This is a genomic window from Microcoleus sp. Pol11C2 (assembly GCF_036701505.1).
Lineage (GTDB): Bacteria > Cyanobacteriota > Cyanobacteriia > Cyanobacteriales > Microcoleaceae > Microcoleus.
In genome coordinates this window covers 66513-87778 of record NZ_JAUBQX010000015.1, presented here as the reverse complement: position 1 = coordinate 87778, position 21266 = coordinate 66513, and the positions used below count along the sequence as shown (strand labels likewise).

Annotated in this window: 9 protein-coding genes and 1 pseudogene; 5 read left to right on the top strand and 5 right to left on the bottom strand. The window is 46.8% G+C overall.

All coding sequences use genetic code 11. The features are described from left to right. Nucleotides 1-223: 223 nt before the first annotated feature. Both QUA42_RS11570 and QUA42_RS11565 read right to left on the bottom strand, forming a co-directional pair. Nucleotides 224-799: pseudogene (locus QUA42_RS11570) on the bottom strand (Uma2 family endonuclease). Between the two features lie 89 nt (nucleotides 800-888). After that, a complete protein-coding gene (locus QUA42_RS11565) occupies nucleotides 889-2166 on the bottom strand; it encodes an ATP-dependent DNA ligase (protein ID WP_333137416.1) in 1278 nt (425 codons plus the stop codon). 351 nt (nucleotides 2167-2517) lie between these two features. On the opposite strand from QUA42_RS11565, the gene QUA42_RS11560 reads away from it, so the two are divergent. The 3 genes from QUA42_RS11560 (at nucleotide 2518) to QUA42_RS11550 (ending at nucleotide 10234) form a co-directional block, all read left to right on the top strand. Further along, on the top strand, nucleotides 2518-2823 hold the full coding sequence (locus tag QUA42_RS11560; RefSeq protein WP_333137439.1) for a glutaredoxin family protein: 306 nt from the start codon (nucleotides 2518-2520) through the stop codon (nucleotides 2821-2823). A 200-nt stretch (nucleotides 2824-3023) separates the two neighbouring features. Then, entirely contained in the window at nucleotides 3024-4550 is a 1527-nt protein-coding gene (locus tag QUA42_RS11555; RefSeq protein WP_333137415.1) for a UDP-N-acetylmuramoyl-L-alanyl-D-glutamate--2,6-diaminopimelate ligase, read from the top strand. A 167-nt stretch (nucleotides 4551-4717) separates the two neighbouring features. Continuing rightward, nucleotides 4718-10234: an AAA family ATPase gene (locus tag QUA42_RS11550; protein ID WP_333137414.1), complete on the top strand. Its 5517-nt coding sequence runs from the start codon at nucleotides 4718-4720 to the stop codon at nucleotides 10232-10234. A 159-nt stretch (nucleotides 10235-10393) separates the two neighbouring features. Here QUA42_RS11550 and QUA42_RS11545 read toward each other — a convergent pair whose 3' ends face one another. Beyond that, on the bottom strand, nucleotides 10394-12010 hold the full coding sequence (locus tag QUA42_RS11545; RefSeq protein WP_333137413.1) for a HAMP domain-containing sensor histidine kinase: 1617 nt from the start codon (nucleotides 12008-12010) through the stop codon (nucleotides 10394-10396). Between the two features lie 268 nt (nucleotides 12011-12278). Here QUA42_RS11545 and QUA42_RS11540 point away from each other — a divergent pair, with 268 nt between their 5' ends. Beyond that, nucleotides 12279-13685 (top strand): TldD/PmbA family protein, encoded by a 1407-nt coding sequence (locus QUA42_RS11540; protein ID WP_333137412.1) that lies wholly within the window; start codon nucleotides 12279-12281, stop codon nucleotides 13683-13685. Nucleotides 13686-13992: 307 nt separating this feature from the next. Here the strand turns inward: QUA42_RS11540 and patX are convergent, their stop codons facing one another. Further along, nucleotides 13993-14199 (bottom strand): heterocyst-inhibiting protein PatX, encoded by a 207-nt coding sequence (gene patX, locus QUA42_RS11535; RefSeq protein ID WP_333137411.1) that lies wholly within the window; start codon nucleotides 14197-14199, stop codon nucleotides 13993-13995. A gap of 819 nt (nucleotides 14200-15018) precedes the next feature. Continuing rightward, nucleotides 15019-15756 carry a dephospho-CoA kinase gene (gene coaE, locus QUA42_RS11530; protein WP_333137410.1) on the bottom strand — a complete coding sequence of 246 codons (738 nt, stop codon included), beginning with the start codon at nucleotides 15754-15756 and terminating at the stop codon, nucleotides 15019-15021. A gap of 205 nt (nucleotides 15757-15961) precedes the next feature. Here coaE and QUA42_RS11525 point away from each other — a divergent pair, with 205 nt between their 5' ends. Further along, entirely contained in the window at nucleotides 15962-21103 is a 5142-nt protein-coding gene (locus QUA42_RS11525) for a CHAT domain-containing protein (protein ID WP_333137409.1), read from the top strand. The last annotated feature ends 163 nt before the right edge of the window (nucleotides 21104-21266 follow it).

Below are 21266 nucleotides of genomic sequence, written 5' to 3'. Positions count from 1 at the left end.
GAACTTATTTCTTATCCTTTTGCTTCAATCTGTTGCCTGTCTGCCTAGTAAATTATCTTTTGGGTTCGTAGTGAGGACTTCTGTTCTCATCGGTTGGTAGTGAGGACTTCAGCCCTCCTTTACCTTCGGCAGAAAAACTAAAGTCTTTACTAAGAACTAGGTTTAAGGTTTTTATCAAAGTACAGACGAGAGGAGATTACTACTCAAAATTTAGTTTCATACATCACAATACCATGCCGGGGACTTTTTGATAAACTTGTGCAATCGGGCAGCGAAAATCTATACTCATTAACTCTAACTCATCTCCTTGTCGGTAAATCTGAGAAACCCAATTTCCCTCAGCATTGAGTCGAAAACGCTCAACTTTAATCTCAGATTGAATGATGAGTACGTATTCTTGCTAACTCGGGGAAGTTTGGTAATCGGCAAATTTATCGCCTCTGTCGAAAGCTGCTGTTGAGGGCGACAATACCTCAACTACTAAAGATGGATATAAAATAAATTCTTCAGTAGTTGAGGTATCCCTTTCGTCGCAAGTCACCGCTACATCAGGATAGTAATTGCAATTGGCCTCTTCCAGTCGGACTTTTATATCTGATGAGAAAACTAAGCATGGCGCATTCAGAAGATGATTTCCTAGGAGCCGAACTAAATTACTACCAATAATAATGTGAAGCTTTTTTGCCCCTTTCCTTGCATAAACGTGTCCGCGTCTGTATTCGTGTTTGATAGGGCTTACTCGCTCGCCTTCTAGGTACTATTCTGGAGAAATGTAGAAATTATTTTTGCTGACAACCATTAATTTTTACTTCGGTGATTTTATCTGATACTATGTGTTGGAACTCTCCTATTTGGGGAAGGAAACGGCAGTGCCGTTTCCCTACAAATTTAACAAAACTCCAGAAATTGTGCGTGCCATAATTTGCCACTTTCTGTCAAACCCTGCGATCGCACTTTAATTTTGACACTTTTGGGGTTAGCCTCGTAGAGTCGGGCAATTTCCTGCATTTCCTCCCCGCTAAACCCGGTTCCCACGCTTCCTACTGGGACTAATAGGCCATCAATTTCTTGCGCTACTTTGACGGCGCTAAACGGCCGACCCGCAACTTTCGTCGCCGTCAAACCCACAATAAACAAATCGTGTTCTTGACAGTATTTAGTCCTCACTATCGGATTTTTTTTAACATCTTTTCCGCCGACATAGTGACAGTTATGCAACACCCAAACTTCGCCTTCTTTATTTTCCGATTCCTGCTGATTTGCCAGGACGAGTTTTTCGGCTGTGGTGCGAAATGTCGGTACAACTTCAAAAACTGGGGATAAATTAGTCAACATTTCGCCAACTTCAACTCCCGCTGCAATTCGTTCGGATTCTGCCACGGTAGTTAAATCATTGCCTTTGAAAAACAAACTTTTAAAAATAGCATAAATTGCGCTAGGCTGAGTAGTCGGAAAACCGCTTTCAATATTAACAGTAGCAGCTTGCGCCCCGGTGCGGTGTTCGCTGCCCGTACAGCTTTTGTAATACAGTTCGCCGTCTAAAACAAAGGTGCCAATTTTAGCGGCTGTGTCGATTAATGTGCGATCGCTCTCCACCGATGCCTGTTGCCGCAGGTTAGTCGATCGCGATTGGTAGTATACTTTATCTGGCGTCGCAATGACCACTACTCGATTGCCGTCGCGTTTTGGCTGTCCCCAATAATCGGGATTTTCGATGTAATAAGAACGTTCACTCGGCGCGTCCACTGGCTGCATCGTGACAATCTTTCCCGGCTGCAAATGCGGTGGTAATTCGGGAACAATCGGATTGTAAACAGTCTCTATTTTGGCAGCGGTAGTTGATTTGGCCGCAGGAGCAAGATTGGTGCTAGATTTGTTTGGAGGATTCAGGGCGATCTGCTTTTCTCCGGTTTCCAATTCAAACGCTCTTTTCCAAAAGCCGATCGCCATTTCCGGGTATCCTTCCGACTCGGCGCACAGTGCAAAACCAATAACTTTTGCCGTACCAATTCCGCGCCCGTAATCAGCCAAATACTGCACTGCCCCCGCTTCTCCCATCAAGTGCAATCCTCGCGTCACGATGCGATTGTTCCAGCGTTCTCGAATGTCGGCGCTAATTTTTTTAGCTGCTTTTCGCTTGGCTTCTGCGTATTCGGTGCAATCCATACTGCCTCCTTTAACTAAGGCTATTTATATAGTATACTAGAAATTGATTTATTAGTCAAGTTTGATTTAACAATTAGGTGATGTGAATAAAGTTAACTCTTTCATTTGTGAACTAGATTGATTTTTTAACCGCAGAGGCGCAGAGGGCACAGAGGAAGAGAAGAAAGAGAGGTACGGGGTTGTAGTGTTTTGATTGTCAAGCGCGGTAATCGGTTCGCTGCCAATGCTAAGATAACTTCGATCGCGCATTGCGACCAATGAAGCCGTGAGTTGCGTCTTACTCGCGTTGAGTTCGCCCACTGGCGATCGCAGGTTTGAGAATTTAAGATCGAGTTTAATCTTACTGTTATGATGCGATTGATTTTGTACAGCAAACCCGGATGCCACTTGTGCGAAGGGTTGCAAGAAAAACTGGAACAGATTGAAAGCCTCAAGTTTCAACTCGAAGTCAGAGATATTACCGAACAGGATGACTGGTTTCAAGCTTATCAGTACGAAGTTCCAGTTTTGTTTAAAGTGCAGCCCCAGGCAAGAAATTCTGCTGGCGAGGCTGCATTCTCCCCTGAAGAACTGTTACCCCGTCCTTCTCCCCGCTGTAGTGTCGCCCAATTGGAGCAAATGTTACAGAAATATTTGCAAATCGATCCGTCACAATAATACGATTTACCCAAAAACTCAGGTTTTAATCCTGACCTCGGGGTACTCGGTGTGCAGCTTACTCTAGGTCAATAGATTTTACAGCGCGCATATAAAAAACCCTAGGGTTTGCACCGTGCACAGCAAAAACCTGTAGATACTGGCTCAAACAATGTGTTCCGCCAGTCATATTCAAGACATTCAAGCGAGGAGTTTTTCAGATGAAATTGAGAGAATTATTAGCAGCAGTTCCCAGCATTTCCTTTGACGCGCAACATCCCGCCCTCGATGCCGAAGTCAAGGGTTTATCCACTAATTCCCATGCTTGTCAGGCGGGCGATTTATTTTTGGGAATGCCCGGAACTCGGGTAGATGGGGGAGATTTTTGGCAAAGTGCGATCGAATCTGGTGCACTTGCCGCCGTAATTTCCACCCAAGCAGCCGAGAAAACACCCCCCCAACCCCCCCTCAGCCAGGGGGGGCGAGAAGAGGTTCCCTGCGTCATCGCAGCAGCGGATATGGCTCAAGTTTGCGGTCAAATCGCAACTGCTTTTTACGGCAATCCAGCTAGCAAATTAAAACTTGTCGGCGTTACCGGGACTAACGGCAAAACTACAACAACTCATTTAATCGAATTTCTGCTCAATCAAATGCAGTTGCCGACGGCGATTTTCGGCACGCTTTACACTCGCTGGCCGGGCTTCCAACAAACTGCACTTTACACCACACCTTTTGCAGTTGACCTGCAAAAGCAATTAGCAGAAGCTGTAGCAGCCGGATGCAAACACGGGGTGATGGAAGTCAGTTCTCACGCTTTAGCGCAGCAGCGAGTTTTAGGCTGTAGTTTTGAAGTTGCTGTCTTTACAAACTTGACTCAAGATCATCTAGATTATCACCGTGATATGGAAGATTATTTTGAGGCAAAGTCGCTTTTATTCGGTTCTAATTACCTCGCAAATCGCGCTGTAATTAATATAGACGACCCCTACGGGCAGCGGATATTTGAAACCCTCAAATCTGACAGAGTTTGGAGTTACAGCACTGTTCATAAAACGGCAGATTTGTATGCTTTTGATTTGCAATATCAGCCCAACGGAGTTAAGGGAATGCTGCACACTCCTAAGGGCGAAACAGCTTTTGCTTTGCCTTTAGTAGGTCAGTTCAATTTATCAAATATGCTGGCTGCTGTCGGTGCTGTTTTAGAATTGGGTTTAGATTTGTCCGCAATTGTGGAGAAATTATCTCAGTTTTCGGGAGTACCGGGACGGATGGAACGGGTGCAAATTAGTCCCGACCAAGATATTAGCGTTATTGTCGATTACGCGCACACTCCCGACAGTTTGGAGAACTTGCTGAAAGCATCGCGGCCGTTTATTCCGGGTCAGATGATTTGCGTGTTTGGCTGCGGTGGCGATCGCGATCGCACTAAGCGGCCGATTATGGGTAAAATCGTTGCAGAATTAGCCGATTTAACGGTTGTTACTTCCGACAATCCGCGCACGGAAAATCCCGATCGCATTTTGGAGGATATTTTAGCAGGAATTCCCGCCGCAGTAAAGCCGATGGTTTTGTGCGATCGAACCACTGCAATTCGCACTGCTATTATGGAGGCTAAACCGGGAGATGGCGTGCTGATTGCAGGAAAGGGACACGAAGATTATCAGATTTTGGGCACAGAAAAAGTCCATTTTGACGATCGAGAACAAGCGCGTGATGCCTTGAAAGCCAGAATGAATTCGGTTAACTGAATTCGGTTAAATGTTAACGGTTAACCGAATCCGGTTAACCGTTAACGGTTAGCTGTTCGCGGGCTGCAAAATTTGTTATATTTTTAAGTATTAATACCAAGGAAGCATCTGATTTGCACTACATTATAAGAGTAAATCAAATATTTTACTAAAAAATAATTATTGCTATGATAGAATTAACTGGCTATCAAATTTTCGCTCGAATTTATTCAGGCACTCGCACCCTAGTTTATCGCGGAACTCGCCTCTGCGACCAAAAATCGGTCGCCATCAAAGTCTTGCGGAACGAGTATCCCAGCTTCAGCGAACTCTTGCATTTTCGCAATCAATACACGATCGCCAAAAACCTGAATTTGCCCGGAATCATCCAAACCTACAGCTTGGAACCCTACCGGAACGGCTATGCCCTGATTGTGGAAGACTTCGGGGGAATTTCTCTGAAGGAATGGACGGGGAAAGGAAAAACCGTGGAATCTCTGGTTGATTTTTTCCAAATTGCGATCGACCTAAGCAATACATTAGATATACTTTACCGCCACCGCATCATTCACAAAGACATTAAACCCGCCAATATTTTAATAAATCCTGAGACTAAACAAGTCAAACTCATTGACTTTAGTATTGCATCTTTGCTGCCGCGAGAAACTCAAATAGTGATGAGTCCCAACGTAATCGAAGGAACACTCAGCTATATATCTCCCGAACAAACAGGAAGGATGAATCGCGGTCTTGACTACCGCACAGACTTTTATTCATTAGGTGTAACCTTTTACGAACTGCTGACAGGAAAATTGCCATTTCAATCCAGCGATCCGATGGAATTGATCCACTGTCATATTGCCCACCACCCGCCATCTGTACGTGAAATTAATCCCAAAATTCCCCTTGTACTCTCGGAAATTGTCAGCAAATTGATGGCCAAAAATGCCGAAAGTCGGTATCAGAGTGCATTAGGGTTGAAAGCAGATTTAAAAACTTGTTTGCAACAACTCAATGAAACAGATAAAATAGAGAGTTTTGCCATTGGGCGGCGAGATTTTTGCGATCGCTTTATCATACCCGAAAAACTCTACGGCAGAGCAACCGAAGTCGCTGCATTATTAGCAGCATTCGATCGAGTAGCAAACCCCTCTAACTCCCGTTCCGAAGAAGCACCTAGCAAGGATAGAAACGAGGGAAAAGAAGACTCAACCCTTACTAAGGGAGCCTGGGGGGACTCGAAGTTATCCCGCAGCGAAATGATGCTAGTTGCCGGATTTTCCGGCATTGGGAAAACCGCTGTAGTCCACGAAATTCACAAACCCATAGTTCGCCAACGCGGTTATTTTATCAAAGGCAAATACGACCAATTTCAACGCAACATTCCCTTTAGTGCTTTTGTGCAAGCCTTCCGAGATTTAATGGATCAATTACTCTCAGAAAGCGACGCTCAGCTCGAACAATGGCAAAAGAAAATTATCCAGGCTCTTGGCGAAAATGGTCAAGTTATTGTAGAAGTAATTCCTGAATTGGAACGAATTATTGGCAAACAACAGCCAGTCTCGGAACTTTCGGGAAGTGCCGCCGAAAACCGTTTCAATTTACTATTTCAAAAATTTATTTCTGTTTTTGCCACCAAAGAACATCCCTTAGTGATTTTTTTGGATGATTTGCAATGGTCAGATTCAGCATCCCTGAAGCTTTTGCAAGTGTTGATGAGTGAAAAAAATAGTCAGAATTTGCTGGTAATTGGGGCATATCGAGATAACGAAGTATCTCCGGCTCATCCATTTATGTTGGCAGTAGCAGAGATGGAAAAATCCCAAGTAACGGTAAATACTATTACCTTGGAACCTCTGAGTCAAACCGATATTAACGATTTGATAGCAGATACGCTCTCGTGCGACCGGCTTCTTGCTCAGCCATTAACCGAGTTAGTTTATCAAAAAACCAAAGGCAATCCATTTTTTGCCACGCAATTTCTCAGGGCGCTACAGGAAGATGGGCTGATTACATTTGACCCCACCCCCCTTTCCCAGGGGAGAGAGAGGGGGGTAATAGGGGGGTGGCAGTGCGATATTGCCAAAGTCAAAGCCCTAACTATCACCGATGATGTAGTGGAGTTTATGGCGGTGCAATTGCAAAAGTTGCCGCCAGAAACTCAGGATGTGCTGAAGTTGGCTGCGTGCATAGGAGCGCACTTTGATTTGAATACATTGGCGGTAGTCAGCGAGAAGTCGCCGGAAGAAACTGCTGCCGATTTGTGGAAATCATTGCAAGAAGGATTCATTTTACCAACCAGTGAAATTTACAAGTTTTATCTAGGAAAAGAAGAGCGGACAACCAGCCCCGCATTGCCAACGACAACAGCTCAATTACCACACTACAAATTTCTACACGATCGGGTTCAGCAAGCTGCTTATTCATTAATTCCTGATGACCAAAAGCAAGCAACCCATCTCAAAATTGGACAGTTACTTCTTCCCACTTTTTCAGAAGTGGAAAGAGGAGAAGAAGTCTTCGATATTATTAATCATTTTATCATTGGCTCGGCGCTAATAACGCAGCAAGAAGAACGCACCAAGCTCGCTAAGATTAGCCTTTTTGCAGGGCATAGAGCCAAACTCTCAACGGCTTATGAATCTGGGACAAAATATCTCGCCTTCGGCTTAAGTTTTCTACCGAGTAATAAATGGCAATGTGCCTACGAATTGACCTTTAGTGTATATATAGAAAGTATTGAAACTGAGTTTTTGGCAGGCAACTTTGAGCAAGCAGAAAAATTAGTAGAAATCGCGTTTAGTCATGCCAAATCTAGTCTCGATCGAGCCAAAATAATTGCTATTCAGCTAACTCATTATCAAAACAAAGCTCTCTATCAAAAGGCGATTCAGGTAGGAATCGAAGGGCTGAAACTGTTAGGCTTAGAACTGGCCGTTATACCAAATGAAGCAGAGTTAGAAGGGATGGCTCTGGAAGTTAAAAAAACCTTAAATAAGCGCGCAGTTGCAGGACTAATCGACGCACCACTCATTGTCGATGAAGAACGCCAGATGCTGATCAAACTGCTAATGAACATGGTACCGCCCACTTACCTGACTAATCAGGAGTTATTAGTTTTGGTTGTTTTACACATGACCAATCTCTGTTTGCAATACGGGAATACAAATGTGGCGGGTTTTGTTTATGTTTGGTATGGCACAATTCTCTGCCAACGCTTTCAAGACTATGAATTGGGCTATGAGTTTGGACTTTTAGGGTTGAAGGTGAATGAAAAATTTCATAACACCACCCTGAATGGCAAAATTTATATGTCGTTCGGCAACTTCATCAACCATTGGCGCAAGCACGTCAGTTCCAATCTTGTTCTGCAACAAGCTGCTTATCAGGGAGCAATGGAGGTAGGCGATTTTTCTTGGTGTCATCACAGTGCTCTGTTCAGTTTCTGGCAGCAGGCGATCGTATCCAGCGATATTCCCAGTTTGCTGGATCGACATGAAAAGTACATCAGCTTTGCGGAACGGACGGAGATTACGACAGCATTTGCCCTAATTCTTCAGTGCAAGCTTCTAGAGAATTTGCAATGCCTAACGATAGGGAAGTATAGCCTTAGCTCTGAAACATTTGATGAAGAGTCGGCGCTAGCAACATTCAATGAAATTGGCTATGGCTATGGCAGTAGCACTTACTATTTCGCTAAAGCCTTTTTGTTTTTCACCTACGGTGAGTATGCTAAAGCTTATGAAATGTTAGGAGCCGCGGCAGATTTTTCTAATACACTTTATGGACAATTTCAACGTGTCCTGCATTGTTTTTATGAGTCTTTGAGTGTATTGCAACTTTATGGGGAAGCACCGGAAAAACCCCCAAAAAATTATCAAGAAGTTGTTCAGAAAAATTGGGAACAACTTCAAATCTGGGCACAGAACTGTCCTGAAAACTGTCTGTCCAAATTTCTGCTTTTAGAGGCAGAGATGGCTCGTGTTGCTGAAGAAAAATGGCAGGCTGCTGAGTTGTACGATCGCGCCATTCAACTCGCCCAAGAAAACCAATTCCTCAACGAAGAAGCCTTAGCAAACGAACTCGCCGCTAAATTCTACCTCGACTGGGGCAAAGAAAAAGTCGCCGCAGGCTATATGCAGGAAGCCTACTATTGTTACGCCCGCTGGGGAGCCAAAGCAAAAACCGATGACCTAGAAAAACGTTATCCCGATCTGCTGCGCCCCATCTTACAACAGTCCGGCCAACCCATCACTATTTTAGAAACTCTATCCACCCTTACCAATCCCACCTACTCAATTCATTCGAGCACCCACCACACTACCTCAAGCACCTCGATCAACCATGCTCTAGATTTTACGACTCTGCTGCAAATCTCCCAAACGATCTCCAGCACGATCGACCTGGATGAGTTGCTGCAAATTGTGACCCAAACCATGTTACAAAACTCGGGAGCCGATCGCTGTGCACTGATGCTCTGCCAAGATCGACAATGGCAAGTGCGGGCGATAGCTACGTGGGAAAACATTAGCCTGCAAACGGAACCCCTAGAGAACAATCCCACCGTTCCTGTTAAATTAATCCAGTATGTCAAAAACACCCTAGCAGCAGTTGTCATCGATCACGCCACAACTGATCTACCTGTGATTGACGATTATTTAGAGTATCACAAACCAGAGAGTTTGCTGGGTTTGCCAATTCTAAATCAGGGGAATTTGGTCGGCATTTTGTATCTAGAAAATCGGATAACCAGTGGGGTGTTTAGTCGCGATCGCCTCCTAGTGCTGAGTTTTCTCTCTAGTCAAGCGGCGATCGCTCTGGAAAATGCCCGCCTCTATCACCAAGTGCAGCAGACTTTGAATGAACTTCAGCAAACTCAGATGCAAATGATCCAAGGTGAAAAGATGTCAGCATTAGGTAATCTAGTGGCAGGGGTTGCCCATGAAATCAACAACCCTATTGGTTTCATTGCCGGGAACATTAATGAAGCTCATGCTGGAGTCCAAGACTTAATTGATTATTTGCGCCTCTATCAAGAAAAGTTTCCTCCATCCGAAGCAGAATTAATTAAGAAAGCAGAGGAAATAGATTTAGATTATCTCGTAGAAGATTTACCCAAAATGTTGAGTTCCATGAAAATAGGATGCGAGCGCATCAAAAACATCAGCACATCTCTCCGCACTTTCTCTCGCGCCGATACGGCACATAAAGTTGAGGCAAATATCCACGAAGGCCTCAATAGCACTTTGATGATTTTACGCCATCGCCTGAAAGCGAACGACAAGCATCCTGAAATTAAAATCATTAAAGAGTACGGCAAGATTCCCAAAGTAAAATGTTATTTGGGACAATTAAACCAGGTATTTATGAATCTGTTGGCCAATGCGATTGATGCCTTAGAAGAATCCAATCAAGGACGGACTTTTGCCGAAATTCAAGCCCATCCCAATCACATCACTATTCGGACAAAAGTAGAAAGCGAAAAGGTAAAAATTTCCATCGCCGATAACGGAAATGGAATGTCCGAAGAGGTCAAAAAACGGATTTTTGACCATCTATTTACCACAAAAGACGTGGGCAAAGGAACTGGGTTAGGACTGGCGATCGCGCGTCAAATCGTAGAAGAAAAACACGGCGGAAAACTGAGTTGTTTTTCTATACCCGGAGAAGGAACCGAGTTTGTCATTGAGATTTTAATTGATTAAAGATTAGTTGTCAGTTGTTAGTTGTCCGTTGTTGACAGATATTAATGAGCTCTCTCTTCTCTTCCTCTGCGTTCTCTGCGTCCTCTGCGGTTAAATCATTCCGATGCAACCAGAATTGATAGGACAACCAACAACTGACAACCAACAACTGACAACTGACTATTGCAGCGGCAAAAATACCGTCATCACCTCACCCTTTTGGGGTCGCTGGCGAATTACCAACTTCCCGCCAGCAGCCCGAAATAAATTCTTAGTCACGCTCAAGTTTAAACTCAAACTTCCCGTCTCCGGCTGCACCATCAACAAAGGCCCGATCGAGCGCAAAGGACCATTTGCCTTAGCTGCAAAAGTCGATGCGCCATTATCTTCAGGTAGGTGTTCCGATTCCAACTGCAACTTTAACTGATCGCCCGCCAATGTCACCTCCACCTGAATGCGACTCCCCGAGGGCAAAGTTCGAGTAAAATTCTCAATCAAATTAGTTAAAACCTGATCCAGCATCGTCGGATCGCTGACTACCGCAGGCAACTTTTTCGGCACAATAACTTCCAAAGTGTGGTTTCGCACAGCCGCCTGTTTTTGCCAGCGGGGAATGCTATTTTGCAGCACTTCACCGAGAGACATTGCTGTTAGCTGCACGCCCGAATTTTTAGCTTGCGACATTTCCAATTCCACGGCGCGGAAAATTAAACCGAAGCGATCGATCTGAGCGGTACACTCAGCATCAATCATTTCCAAACGCTTGACTACCACCGGCTCGAGTTTGGGGCGCTTCAGCAGCAGCCGAGTCAGCGTGCGAATGGTAGCCAAAGGAGTGCGGACTTCGTGGGCGATCGCCTGTAGCAGTTCCACCTCTTTAGTAGCCAGAGGAATTGGAGATTTGCAGTTGATATCTGTAGCCGATAACTTGTGATGTCTATGGTTCAAACCATCATCAATTCTTTCATCCTTTATCCTGCCTGCTTCATCTTTCCCCATCGGCAAATTATGCAACAGCAAGCGGCTGAACTGCATCACTGTTTGATAATTTGGCTCCACAGGCAAAAACTGCTGGAACAGCGCGTCTAATTTAGTAGAATTATTAGTTAATTGGCTAACTGGTAAATTGAAGCTATCGTCAGAATTGGCAAGCAAACATTCGCTTTCTGTCACCCTGCGCCGCAAAACCTCCCAAGCTTTGGCGACTACTTGCGGAGCGAAAGAAAATAGAAAAGCCGGAATTCCTGCAGAATTTTCACCCAAAACCATCACCAGGCTAAAACTAGCAGTTAAAACCAAACAAAACTGCTCGTTGGCTAAGGGATCACCACTTGCCAAAGCCAAAGCCGGGGCCGCTGCAGGCACTGATGTTTGCACATCAGCCGCCGGCATTAAAGCTAAAGTTTGTCTAGCCCGAAAAGACCACAAAGCTGCATCGTTGTCGGGAATACTGGTAAAAATCCAATTGGCAAAGCCGTTGGCCAAAGCGGGGCCAGTCAAAACCGAAGACGGGCCAGACAACACCAATCCCTGACAGGAATTGGGGATTGTCGATCGAGCAAATTGTCGATCGGCATCTGTTTTTTGTCCTGCTTTTTGCCGATCGAGCATTTGATTCAAAGCTGCGATCGCCCCGTACCATTCCTGTTGAGCTTTCAGCCGAGAAGCCCCACGGCTTGCAGGACAGCGATGACGGTTGTTTTCTCCCGCCAACTTAGCATCAAAGAGACTCAGGTCATTTTCTTGGCCTTCGGAGGCTAAAATTTCGCTTATTGTCGGTAAAAAGTAAGTATTCACAGTTATAAACCCACCTTCGGAGGCATGAAGGGTGAAGTATTTATGTATAGGAAAGTTCAGGAGTTAGGAGTCAAGCACCAGCACGATAGAAAAATCCCGCATAATTTCTTGCGCCTTCCTCCTAACTCACAGGATATCCACATTTGTTAACTAACGATATTGGCAGAACCGTACCAATAAGCCGCAATCTCCGCGCTTGGGGCGATATTTTGTACGATCGCCCTGACAAAAGTGCAAAATGAAGTAAGTTAAACACCGCGCTTTCCTTATGCCCACCTCGATCGCCGACTCGAAAAATCTGCTGTCAGACTTAATGGCACGCTACCGTCACCAAGTCGATTATCTGGCAATTCGACTGGAAGAAGCCGAAGGCACCGACATCCTGCTGCGGGGCGAAAAAATTGAAACCCTCAGCGAAGGAGTCTCAATTGGCGGCCAAGTCAGAGCTTGTCACAAAGGCGGCTGGGGCTTTGCCAGTTTTAACCGACTTTCCACCCTCGCCGAAAGAATCGAAGAAGCCATTGCCGCGGCCAAACTGATCGGGGAAGAAGAAACGATTCTGGCGCCTGTCACCCCAATACAAGACATTTGCTTGCTGCCGCTGACAGGAACAGACCCCCGTCTGGTTCCCCTAATTGACAAAAAGCAATTGTGCGATCGCTACGCGGCCATTCTCCGCAGCATTGACCCCCGCATCGCCACAATCTCCGTGCGCTACGGCGACAGCACCCAGCGGATGATCCTCGCCACCTCCGAAGGCACTATGCTCGAACAAGGTTGGGCAGACATGGAAATGCGCTTTGCCGCCACAGCCCGCAGCGGGGAAACCGTACAAACCGGCCGCGAAACCACCGGTTCCCGCAAAGCTTACGAAGATTTAACCGATCTCGATATTCAAGTTCGCAGCGCCGCCCAGAGAGCCGTAGATTCTCTAGCCTTACCCCCCGTCCAAGGCAACACCTACACCGTCGTCATTGACCCAATTTTGACCGGATTGTTCGTCCACGAAGCCTTCGGGCATCTTTCCGAAGCCGACATGGCCTACGAAAATCCCGACATCTTGGAAATTATGACCCTCGGTCGCCAGTTCGGCCCCAAAAACTTGCAAATTTTCGACGGTGCAGCGCCAGAGGGACACCGGGGCAGCTATTGCTACGACGATGAAGGCACTCCCGCGACTACTACTCAGTTAATTAAAGACGGCGCTTTAGTCGGGCGACTGCACTCGCGGGAAACGGCGGGCAAATTGGGAGAAACGCCTACTGGCAATGCTCGCTGTTTGAATTATCATTATCCGCCGATCGTCCGCATGACGAATACTTGGATCGAACGGGGTGACACGCCAGTTGCTGACTTATTTTCTGGTATCAAAGAAGGAGTTTATGCGCGCAATTGGCAAGGTGGCATGACTAACGGCGAAATGTTTACTTTCAGTGCCGGCGAAGCTTGGATGATCCGCGACGGAAAACTAGACAATCCCGTGCGGGATGTTACTCTTTCGGGTAATGTTTTCAGCACTTTAGCCGATATTGAGGCGATCGGCGACGATTTCTACTGGGATGAATCCGGCGGCTGCGGCAAGGCAGGACAAAGCGGTTTGCCCGTCGGCTGCGGCGGCCCGAGTTTGCGGATTCGCGATGTCGTTGTTGGTGGCGAAGCTGCGGAAGAAGATTAAAGCTGAAAAAGTTTAAAAAAGAAAGGTAAAGCGCGAGTAGGAATCTGGCGCTTTACCTTTATTTTTTGAGTGCAACATTTCGGGCCCGTTTGTGGTGTCTGATATTTTGACGATATTGGCCAAAAAAACCGGAGTAGCGAACAATTATGCCTTAAGTCGTCAAATACCGCTGAAAAATCGGTTTTTTGCTACGCAGTACGTAAGTCCCCAATTAATGGCTCGAAATTTTCAATTTTTCTCTTCTTCTCTCAATTTTATATTGTCCCATTCTCCCCCTAATTCCCTGCAATTATCGCTTTTTTCGGCTTTATCTCCCCTGGCCTCGTCCTGGTGGCGTATTATTATCTGGCTCTTTATCGTAAAAGGTCTGAGTGTCGGCTACGGCGGTTAAAATTTCGGGAGCAGAGTTGTCTTGAGCAAAAAAGGTCGATCGAGTTTCTAAGCTTTGAGGATTAACTGCGCCAGCACTCAGTAACAGGCTTGACATCAGGATGGAAGAGTAAACGCGCATCATAAATTTTGGTGTTTGTATTTTCCCCTTCTTGATACGCAGTCTGTACTCTGCTATCAGGATAAAAAAAAATAATTTTGGCGAAGTCATCAATTAGATAAGTGAGGGCACCTGCAATTTTTTTGGTTTTGGTTAAAAGCTGGTGAAATCTATCCTCTAGCTCGCTTGTTCCCTGGTAATTTCTAGTTCTCTGCTACTTGCGGGCAACCAGCAAAATTCAAGACCATGTTCAAAAAAATAATGCTACTCTTCTATGCCGGTCTTGCCAACCCTGGTATTTATAAATCATTCCCAAATCAAAAATCAAAAATCAAAAATGGTATGACCCCTGGAATCCTCTTAAAACAGTCTTCCAACAAGGAAACAAAAACCGCCAATTGTAAAGTTTTACTACTTTTATGATTAACTTCATAATTTATGGAGGTGAAGCGGCAACCCGGGGATTAAAGACACAACAGGATACTAACCGGGCGCGCCATCAGCACCTTACATATAAATATCTTGGTGAATGAGATTCCTGAAAGCGGGCACAGCCTAATTTTTTACATTAACTTCATAAATGATTGCTATTGTATTTTTAAATAAATTGTGAACCTTTGATTTTTTCTGATCTTTTCTGCTCTTTTCTGATCTTTTTTGATCTTGCTTTGTGACAATAGCGCTTACGCACCACTTTGAAGGAGGAGTCGAAAGCGGTTGAGGAAAAAAGCCCCTTCACAAAATCGTGGAGTCAATCTCAAATCTCAACTCTCAAATCGAACTGGCGCGCAGGGAGTAAAAAAACTGGTTTTAAAACTGATATCGCGGAGTCACTCTCAAGTATCAAATCTCACAGCGACTGACTTGCACATCTACCTGCAGGAATAGCGACTCGAGGGTTGACGAGTTGTCCAAAATAACATCAGCTTGTTGACATTTTTGAGCCAGTGGTAACTGAGTGTTAATGCGGGCCTGAGCTCGATCGTAACTCAAGCCGTCTCGCTGCATTAGTCGTTCTAACTGCACTTCTGGTGAACAGTACACCACCCAAATTTCGGTACACAAGTCAGTCATATTAGCTTCAAACAGCAGCGGCACTACCAAAACCAAAGTCAACGTGTCAGCCTTGGCACAGAAACCGGGTTTTTTTTCAACAATACTTTGTTCTAGCTTTTGATGAGGGTGAAAAAAGCCGGTTTCTTGAGTCTTTGTACCTAAATCCTGTGTGTCTTGGGATACCAAACTCGATGCAGCAATGCAGCTTTGAGTTTCCTCAACAAATCGGCGACGCACGTAAGGGTGAATCTGTTGTTCCAACCACTGCCGCTCGTCTGCGTTACAAAAAATAATACTTCCCAACTCTGGCCGATTTAAATTGCCGTCCGGGAGCAAAATACCCGCGCCGTATCGTTTTACAATAGAGTCAAGTATTGGCGAACCGGGGTTCACAGCTTCGCGGGCGTAAATATCGGCATCTAAAATTGGAAATCCACAGGCATCTGCCAGATAATTAGATATAGCGGTTTTACCGGTGGCGATGCCCCCAGTTAAACCGATCAGACGGACAATTCGATCGCTCATAATTTTCTCTGTTTAAACTTCCTGTGTTTCGACACTTACTGTCAGTCTTTGCTATGTTGGTGACACAATCAAATTTAGACTTAAAATTTAAGATTTGCGATCGAGAGTTCGCGTTAGGAAGTGTCAGCATTGGGGTGCGATCGACTCTTTTTTACCTAAAATCTCAATTTTAAACTCGAATTAAGGTCTAGACCGAGGCAAACTTATGAATGCTCAACGTGCTGTGCGGTCGATTCTGGCAGCAATTCCCCTTGCTGGATTTTTGATAGTAGATTTTTTCCCCAACCTGGTTTTCCTCAAAGAAAACAGCAACGGATGGGTACTCGTGGCAATTTATCCCCAATCTCAAATTGCTGCGGCACAATCTATTACTCCAGCCCCAGACGGCACCGGAACCACTGTCAGCGCCCCAAATACAGGGTCGCCTCCTCGCTACGACATTCAAGGCGGCACTACCTCCCGGGACGGAGCAAATTTGTTCCACAGTTTTACTCGGTTCGGTCTGAATTCTGGCGAAACTGCCAATTTCATCTCCAACCCAACCGTTAAAAATATCCTCGGCCGCGTTGTCGGTGGCGACGCTTCCTTAATTAACGGTCTAATTCAAGTTAGTGGCGGCAATTCTAACTTGTTGCTGATGAATCCCGCAGGCATTATCTTCGGGGCAAATGCCAGACTCGATGTGTCTGGGTCTTTTTTTGCTACCACCGCTAGCGGTATCGGTTTTGACGATCGTTGGTTCAACGGTACAGGGACGAACGACTACGCAGCCCTAGTCGGAACGCCGAATGCTTTTGTTTTTGGCGCACAGCCAGGGAGTATTGTCAATGCCGGTAACTTGGCTGTCGGCACGGGGCAAAATTTGACTTTGCTGGGCGGCACGGTTATCAGTACAGGGCAACTTTCAGCCCCAGGCGGTCAAATTACTGTGGCGGCTGTCCCAGGCGAAAATCTGGTGCGGTTGACTCAAAACGGACTTTTGCTGAGTTTAGAAGTTTCTCCAGCAGCCGGAGTGTCGGGTTCGGAAGCGCTTCCCTTCTCTCCGCTGACTTTACCTCGGCTGCTTTCGGGCCCCGGCGTGGCTAACGCTACGGGTATAACTACGAACGCTCAAGGTGAAGTCGTCCTCACAGGCGGCCAAACAGTGCCTGCAGGTGCTGGAACTGCGCTCGTAGCGGGTTCTGCGGACGTGTCTGCCAGGGGGGGCGCGGGAGGAAGCGTCAACGTGTTGGGCGACAAGGTAGGGCTGTTGGGAGCGAAGATTGAGGCTTCGGGGCCCGACGGCGGCGGAACGGTGCGGATCGGGGGAGATTACCGAGGCGAGGGAACTGTGCCGAATGCCAGGATGACTTACGTGGATGGCAAAAGTTCGATCGCCGCCAACGCCACTGAATCAGGCAACGGCGGCAGAGTTTTTGTCTGGGCTGACAACACCACAGCATTTTTGGGCAGCATCAGCGCAACGGGCGTTTCTGCAACAACCACCGCAGGTGTTGGCGGGTTGGTGGAAGTTTCGGGCAAGCAAAGATTGATTTTTAACGGTACTGTCGATACTTCCGGGACAAACGGTTTGGGGACTTTGCTGTTAGATCCAAAAAATATTTTAATTACAGATTCTGCAGAAGAGGCGGGCGATGCGGACATTATTGCCAACAATAATATTTTGTCAACAGGAACGCTACCAGGACAGGAAAACAATTCTGAGCCTTCGCTGACAATTTCGGCTAGAGCTTTGGAAAGTATGTCGGCGACTGCAAATGTGGTTCTCGAAGCGCTCAATGATATTACAATTGCTGATTTGGCGGACAATCAGTTGAGCTTTCAAGCAACTACTGGTTCGGTAACATTTAGAGCAGATGCCGATGGCAATGGTGCGGGTGTTTTTTCGATGAATTCTGGAGATACAATTAGCACGGCGGGCGGTGCGATCACCATTTCGGGAAGTCAAATTACTGCGGGCAATTTGTCGAGTAACGGCGGAAATATTAGTTTGATTAGTCCGGGTTTGACTGTTGCCAACAATATTTCTTCATCCAATCCCAGCACCGGCAGCAGCGGGAATATTGTGCTCGACGGCCTGAACGTGACGGCCCAAAAACTTGATGCCAGCGGCCCGGAAGCGACGGGCAATGTAACTGTGACGGCTCAGAATGTTCTGGGAGTGAGCTTCGTCGCAGCAGGTTCGGGAAACATTACTTTGACTGGTAATGAAATTAATTTCAAAGGCGACAAAAATTCAGTCAGCGGCACTGGCTTTTTGGTACTGCAACCTTGGAACCCAGGTCAAAATATTGCGATCGGCGGTTCTGGAGATGTCGGCACTAATATTTATTTGAATCTGACGGCAAACGACCTAGGAAGTTTGGAAAATGGGTTTGCTGGAATTACGATCGGCCGCAGCAACGGTATCGGTTCAATTCTGATGGCCAACGATTTCACATTTTATGATCCGCTAATTATTCAATCGCCAGCGGGTTTGGGAACAATCACTACCACAAGTTCCCTGACAGGGGCAGACAATGCCTCAATTACTCTCAAAGCTGATGGCAATATCAGAACCGGAAATATCACTACCAATAATCAGGAAATTCGCATCGTCAGCACCGCAGGCAATGTCACAACCGGTCAGCTACTTACTGGAACTGACCGCACCATCAACACTTCTGTCAATTCTTCCGAAGATATAGGTAATTCGGCGGGAGATGTTAGTGTTACCGCACAGGGCACGGTGACTGCCGGGGCGATCGACACGAGGGGCCCTGGCGCGGGGAATGTGACGCTGACGGGACGGAATGGAGTCACAGCAGGTGCGATCGAAGCTGGTGGCTCGAAAACACCGGGAAATATTACTTTAACCGGCAACGAAATTGACTTGACGGGTGACCAAAATTCGATCGCCAGCAACGGCAATCTGGTACTGCAACCGGCTGATCCCAGTCAAAATATTATAATTCAAGGTTCTGGCGATACAGAAGCTCTGAACTTGACTGCGGCTGAATTGAACGCTTTTCGGAATGGGTTTGCTTCGATCAAGATCGGGCGCGCTGACGGTAGCGGCGTGATCTCGATTGGAACGCCAGATTCAACGCTCAATTCAACGCCAGTGGCGTTGACATTTCAAGATCCGACGACGATTAGATCGCCGTCGGGCAGCGGCGCGATCGTGGGAACGAGTGCGATCGTCGGCACTGATAACGCCACGATCTCTCTGATGGGCGGTACTGTAGCCGTCGGAGACGTTACCTCGACTGCGGGGATTAACATCACTAGCAGTCAAGGCAAGTTGACTGCTGGTACGGTTTCATCTCGCTCAACTTCCGGGGTGGCGGGCCCTATCACTATTCGCAGCGCCGGTGCGGTAGAAACCGGCAACATCGATGCTTTTGGTGCCAGAAGCGGGGGAGATATTTCGATTGCGGCGCCGGGCCGGATCGTTACAGGGGTGATCAACTCGAGTTCGCAATCGGGAAGTGCAGGTTCGAGCCAAATTACCGGGAACAAAGATATTGAAGTGGTTTCGATCAAAGCTCGTGGCAATATCGGCGGCGATGTGGCAATCGAAGCTGGGGGAGCATTTCGGGCTGCGGGAACAGGAACGGCTGCTGAGCGCGCCCAGGTCAGCATTTCTACAGACGGGCTGGCTCAATCGGGTTCACAGACGCTGCTGCAAAGCACTTGCCCGTCGGGAACCTGCACGGCGGCGACTGTTGGGACGGGAAACTCGAAGTCGAACACTGCCACCTCCTCAACTGCGATCGGGCCGCTGGCGATCGTGGCGAGTCCGGCACCAACTACCAGCGTGGAACTGCAAACTACAGACAATTCTCAACAAATTGTGACTCAGGTGAGTCTCCCTCCCGCAGCGTCGGTGCCAAAGGGCAGTACCACAAATGTCTCGCCAGAACCTGCTGCTGCGTCTGTTGAGGCAGGGTCGAACGAGACTGCTGCCGGCCCGGTACTGCTGTCGCCGTCGGTGTTAACAGACAATTTGGGCGCGCCTGGGACGACAGAAAATGGCAGCGTGGCAACAACTCCACAGAAGCCTGCGAGTGCGGTGAGTGCAGAAAGTGTCGGGAATGTGAGGGTTCCTGAGATTTCTCGATCAAGTTCGATCGCGCAAATAAGTCCGATCGACGCAGTGCAGCAAAGGGATAGAACTCAGGGCCGGGAATTTGAACGTTACTTTGGGGGTAATCTCACTGAAAAGTCAGTCACGCAGCAAAGTATTCGAGATACTCTCAGCAGCGTCAATCGGTTGACTGGGGTTAAACCCGCGATCCTTTACGTTTGGGCGAAAGAAAAACATTTAGAACTTGTGTTGTTATTGCCAGACGGCAAAAATGTTTTTAAAAGCGTGCCTGCAAGCCGCGAGACAGTGCTGCAAGTTGCTAAAGAATTCACTAATGCTATCAGAACTCCTAGGAGATTGAATGCTGCTAATTACAAGGAATCTGCCGAGAAACTTTACCAGTGGTTAATTGCACCGCTGCAACCGGAATTGGAGGCTAACAAGATTGACACCTTGGTGTTTTCGATGGATGCCGGTTTGCGAACTTTGCCTTTGGCTGCTCTTTATGACGGCAAGCAGTTTTTGGTAGAAAAGTACAGTTTGGGGCTGATTCCGAGTTTGAGTTTAACTGATACTCGCTATGCCGATGTTAAGGGTTCTGAAGTGTTAGCGATGGGTGCGTCGAATTTTCCTGCCAAATACGATCAAAATCCTTTGCCTGCGGTGCCGCTGGAAATATCGACAATTGTCGGCAAGATTTGGCCGGGTTCGTCTTTTCTCAATGAAGCTTTTACTTTGGCAAATTTGAAGAACAAGCGCAATCAACCGCAATACAAAATTATTCATTTAGCTACTCACGGGGATTTTCAGCCTGGGGGGGCGGAAAATTCTTACATTCAGTTTTGGGATACTAAGTTGCGGTTGAATCAGTTGGAGCAGTTGAAGCTATCTAACCCGCAGGTGGAGTTGTTGGTTTTGAGTGCGTGTACTACGGCGGTGGGAGACGAACAAGCTGAGTTGGGGTTCGCGGGGTTGGCGGTACACGCGGGGGTAAAATCCGCTTTGGCGAGTTTGTGGTATGTCAGCGATGTTGCTACTTTGGGGCTGATGACTGAGTTTTACCAGGAGTTGCGTACAGCGCCGATTAAGGCTGAGGCTTTGCGGCAAGCGCAGTTGGCGATGCTGCGGGGAGAAGTGCGGTTGCAAGATGGTTATTTGGTGCGATCGGGCAACAATCAAGCTCTGCCTTTGCCGTCAGAGTTGACCGCCAGGGGCGATCGAAATTTCTCGCATCCTTATTATTGGGCTGCTTTTACAATGATCGGTTCGCCGTGGTAATTCTGAAGGAACAGGGTGCGATCGCCTAAAAAACCGGGAGAGAACAAGTCGCAAAACTCGGAGGATGGGAATACCTAAAAAAGTGCGGTAACTCACACTATAAACCGCGAGCTCAACATAGAAAATGAGATAAAAGGGAACAAGAAAACTGAAAAAAAATTCG

Bases quoted from the DNA above. Each gene is read 5' to 3' on its own strand.
- QUA42_RS11565 (WP_333137416.1), bottom strand. From the start codon at position 2,166: ATGGATTGCACCGAATACGCAGAAGCCAAGCGAAAAGCAGCTAAAAAA.
- QUA42_RS11560 (WP_333137439.1), top strand. From the start codon at position 2,518: ATGCGATTGATTTTGTACAGCAAACCCGGATGCCACTTGTGCGAAGGG.
- QUA42_RS11555 (WP_333137415.1), top strand. From the start codon at position 3,024: ATGAAATTGAGAGAATTATTAGCAGCAGTTCCCAGCATTTCCTTTGAC.
- QUA42_RS11550 (WP_333137414.1), top strand. From the start codon at position 4,718: ATGATAGAATTAACTGGCTATCAAATTTTCGCTCGAATTTATTCAGGC.
- QUA42_RS11540 (WP_333137412.1), top strand. From the start codon at position 12,279: ATGCCCACCTCGATCGCCGACTCGAAAAATCTGCTGTCAGACTTAATG.
- patX (WP_333137411.1), bottom strand. From the start codon at position 14,199: ATGATGCGCGTTTACTCTTCCATCCTGATGTCAAGCCTGTTACTGAGT.
- coaE (WP_333137410.1), bottom strand. From the start codon at position 15,756: ATGAGCGATCGAATTGTCCGTCTGATCGGTTTAACTGGGGGCATCGCC.
- QUA42_RS11525 (WP_333137409.1), top strand. From the start codon at position 15,962: ATGAATGCTCAACGTGCTGTGCGGTCGATTCTGGCAGCAATTCCCCTT.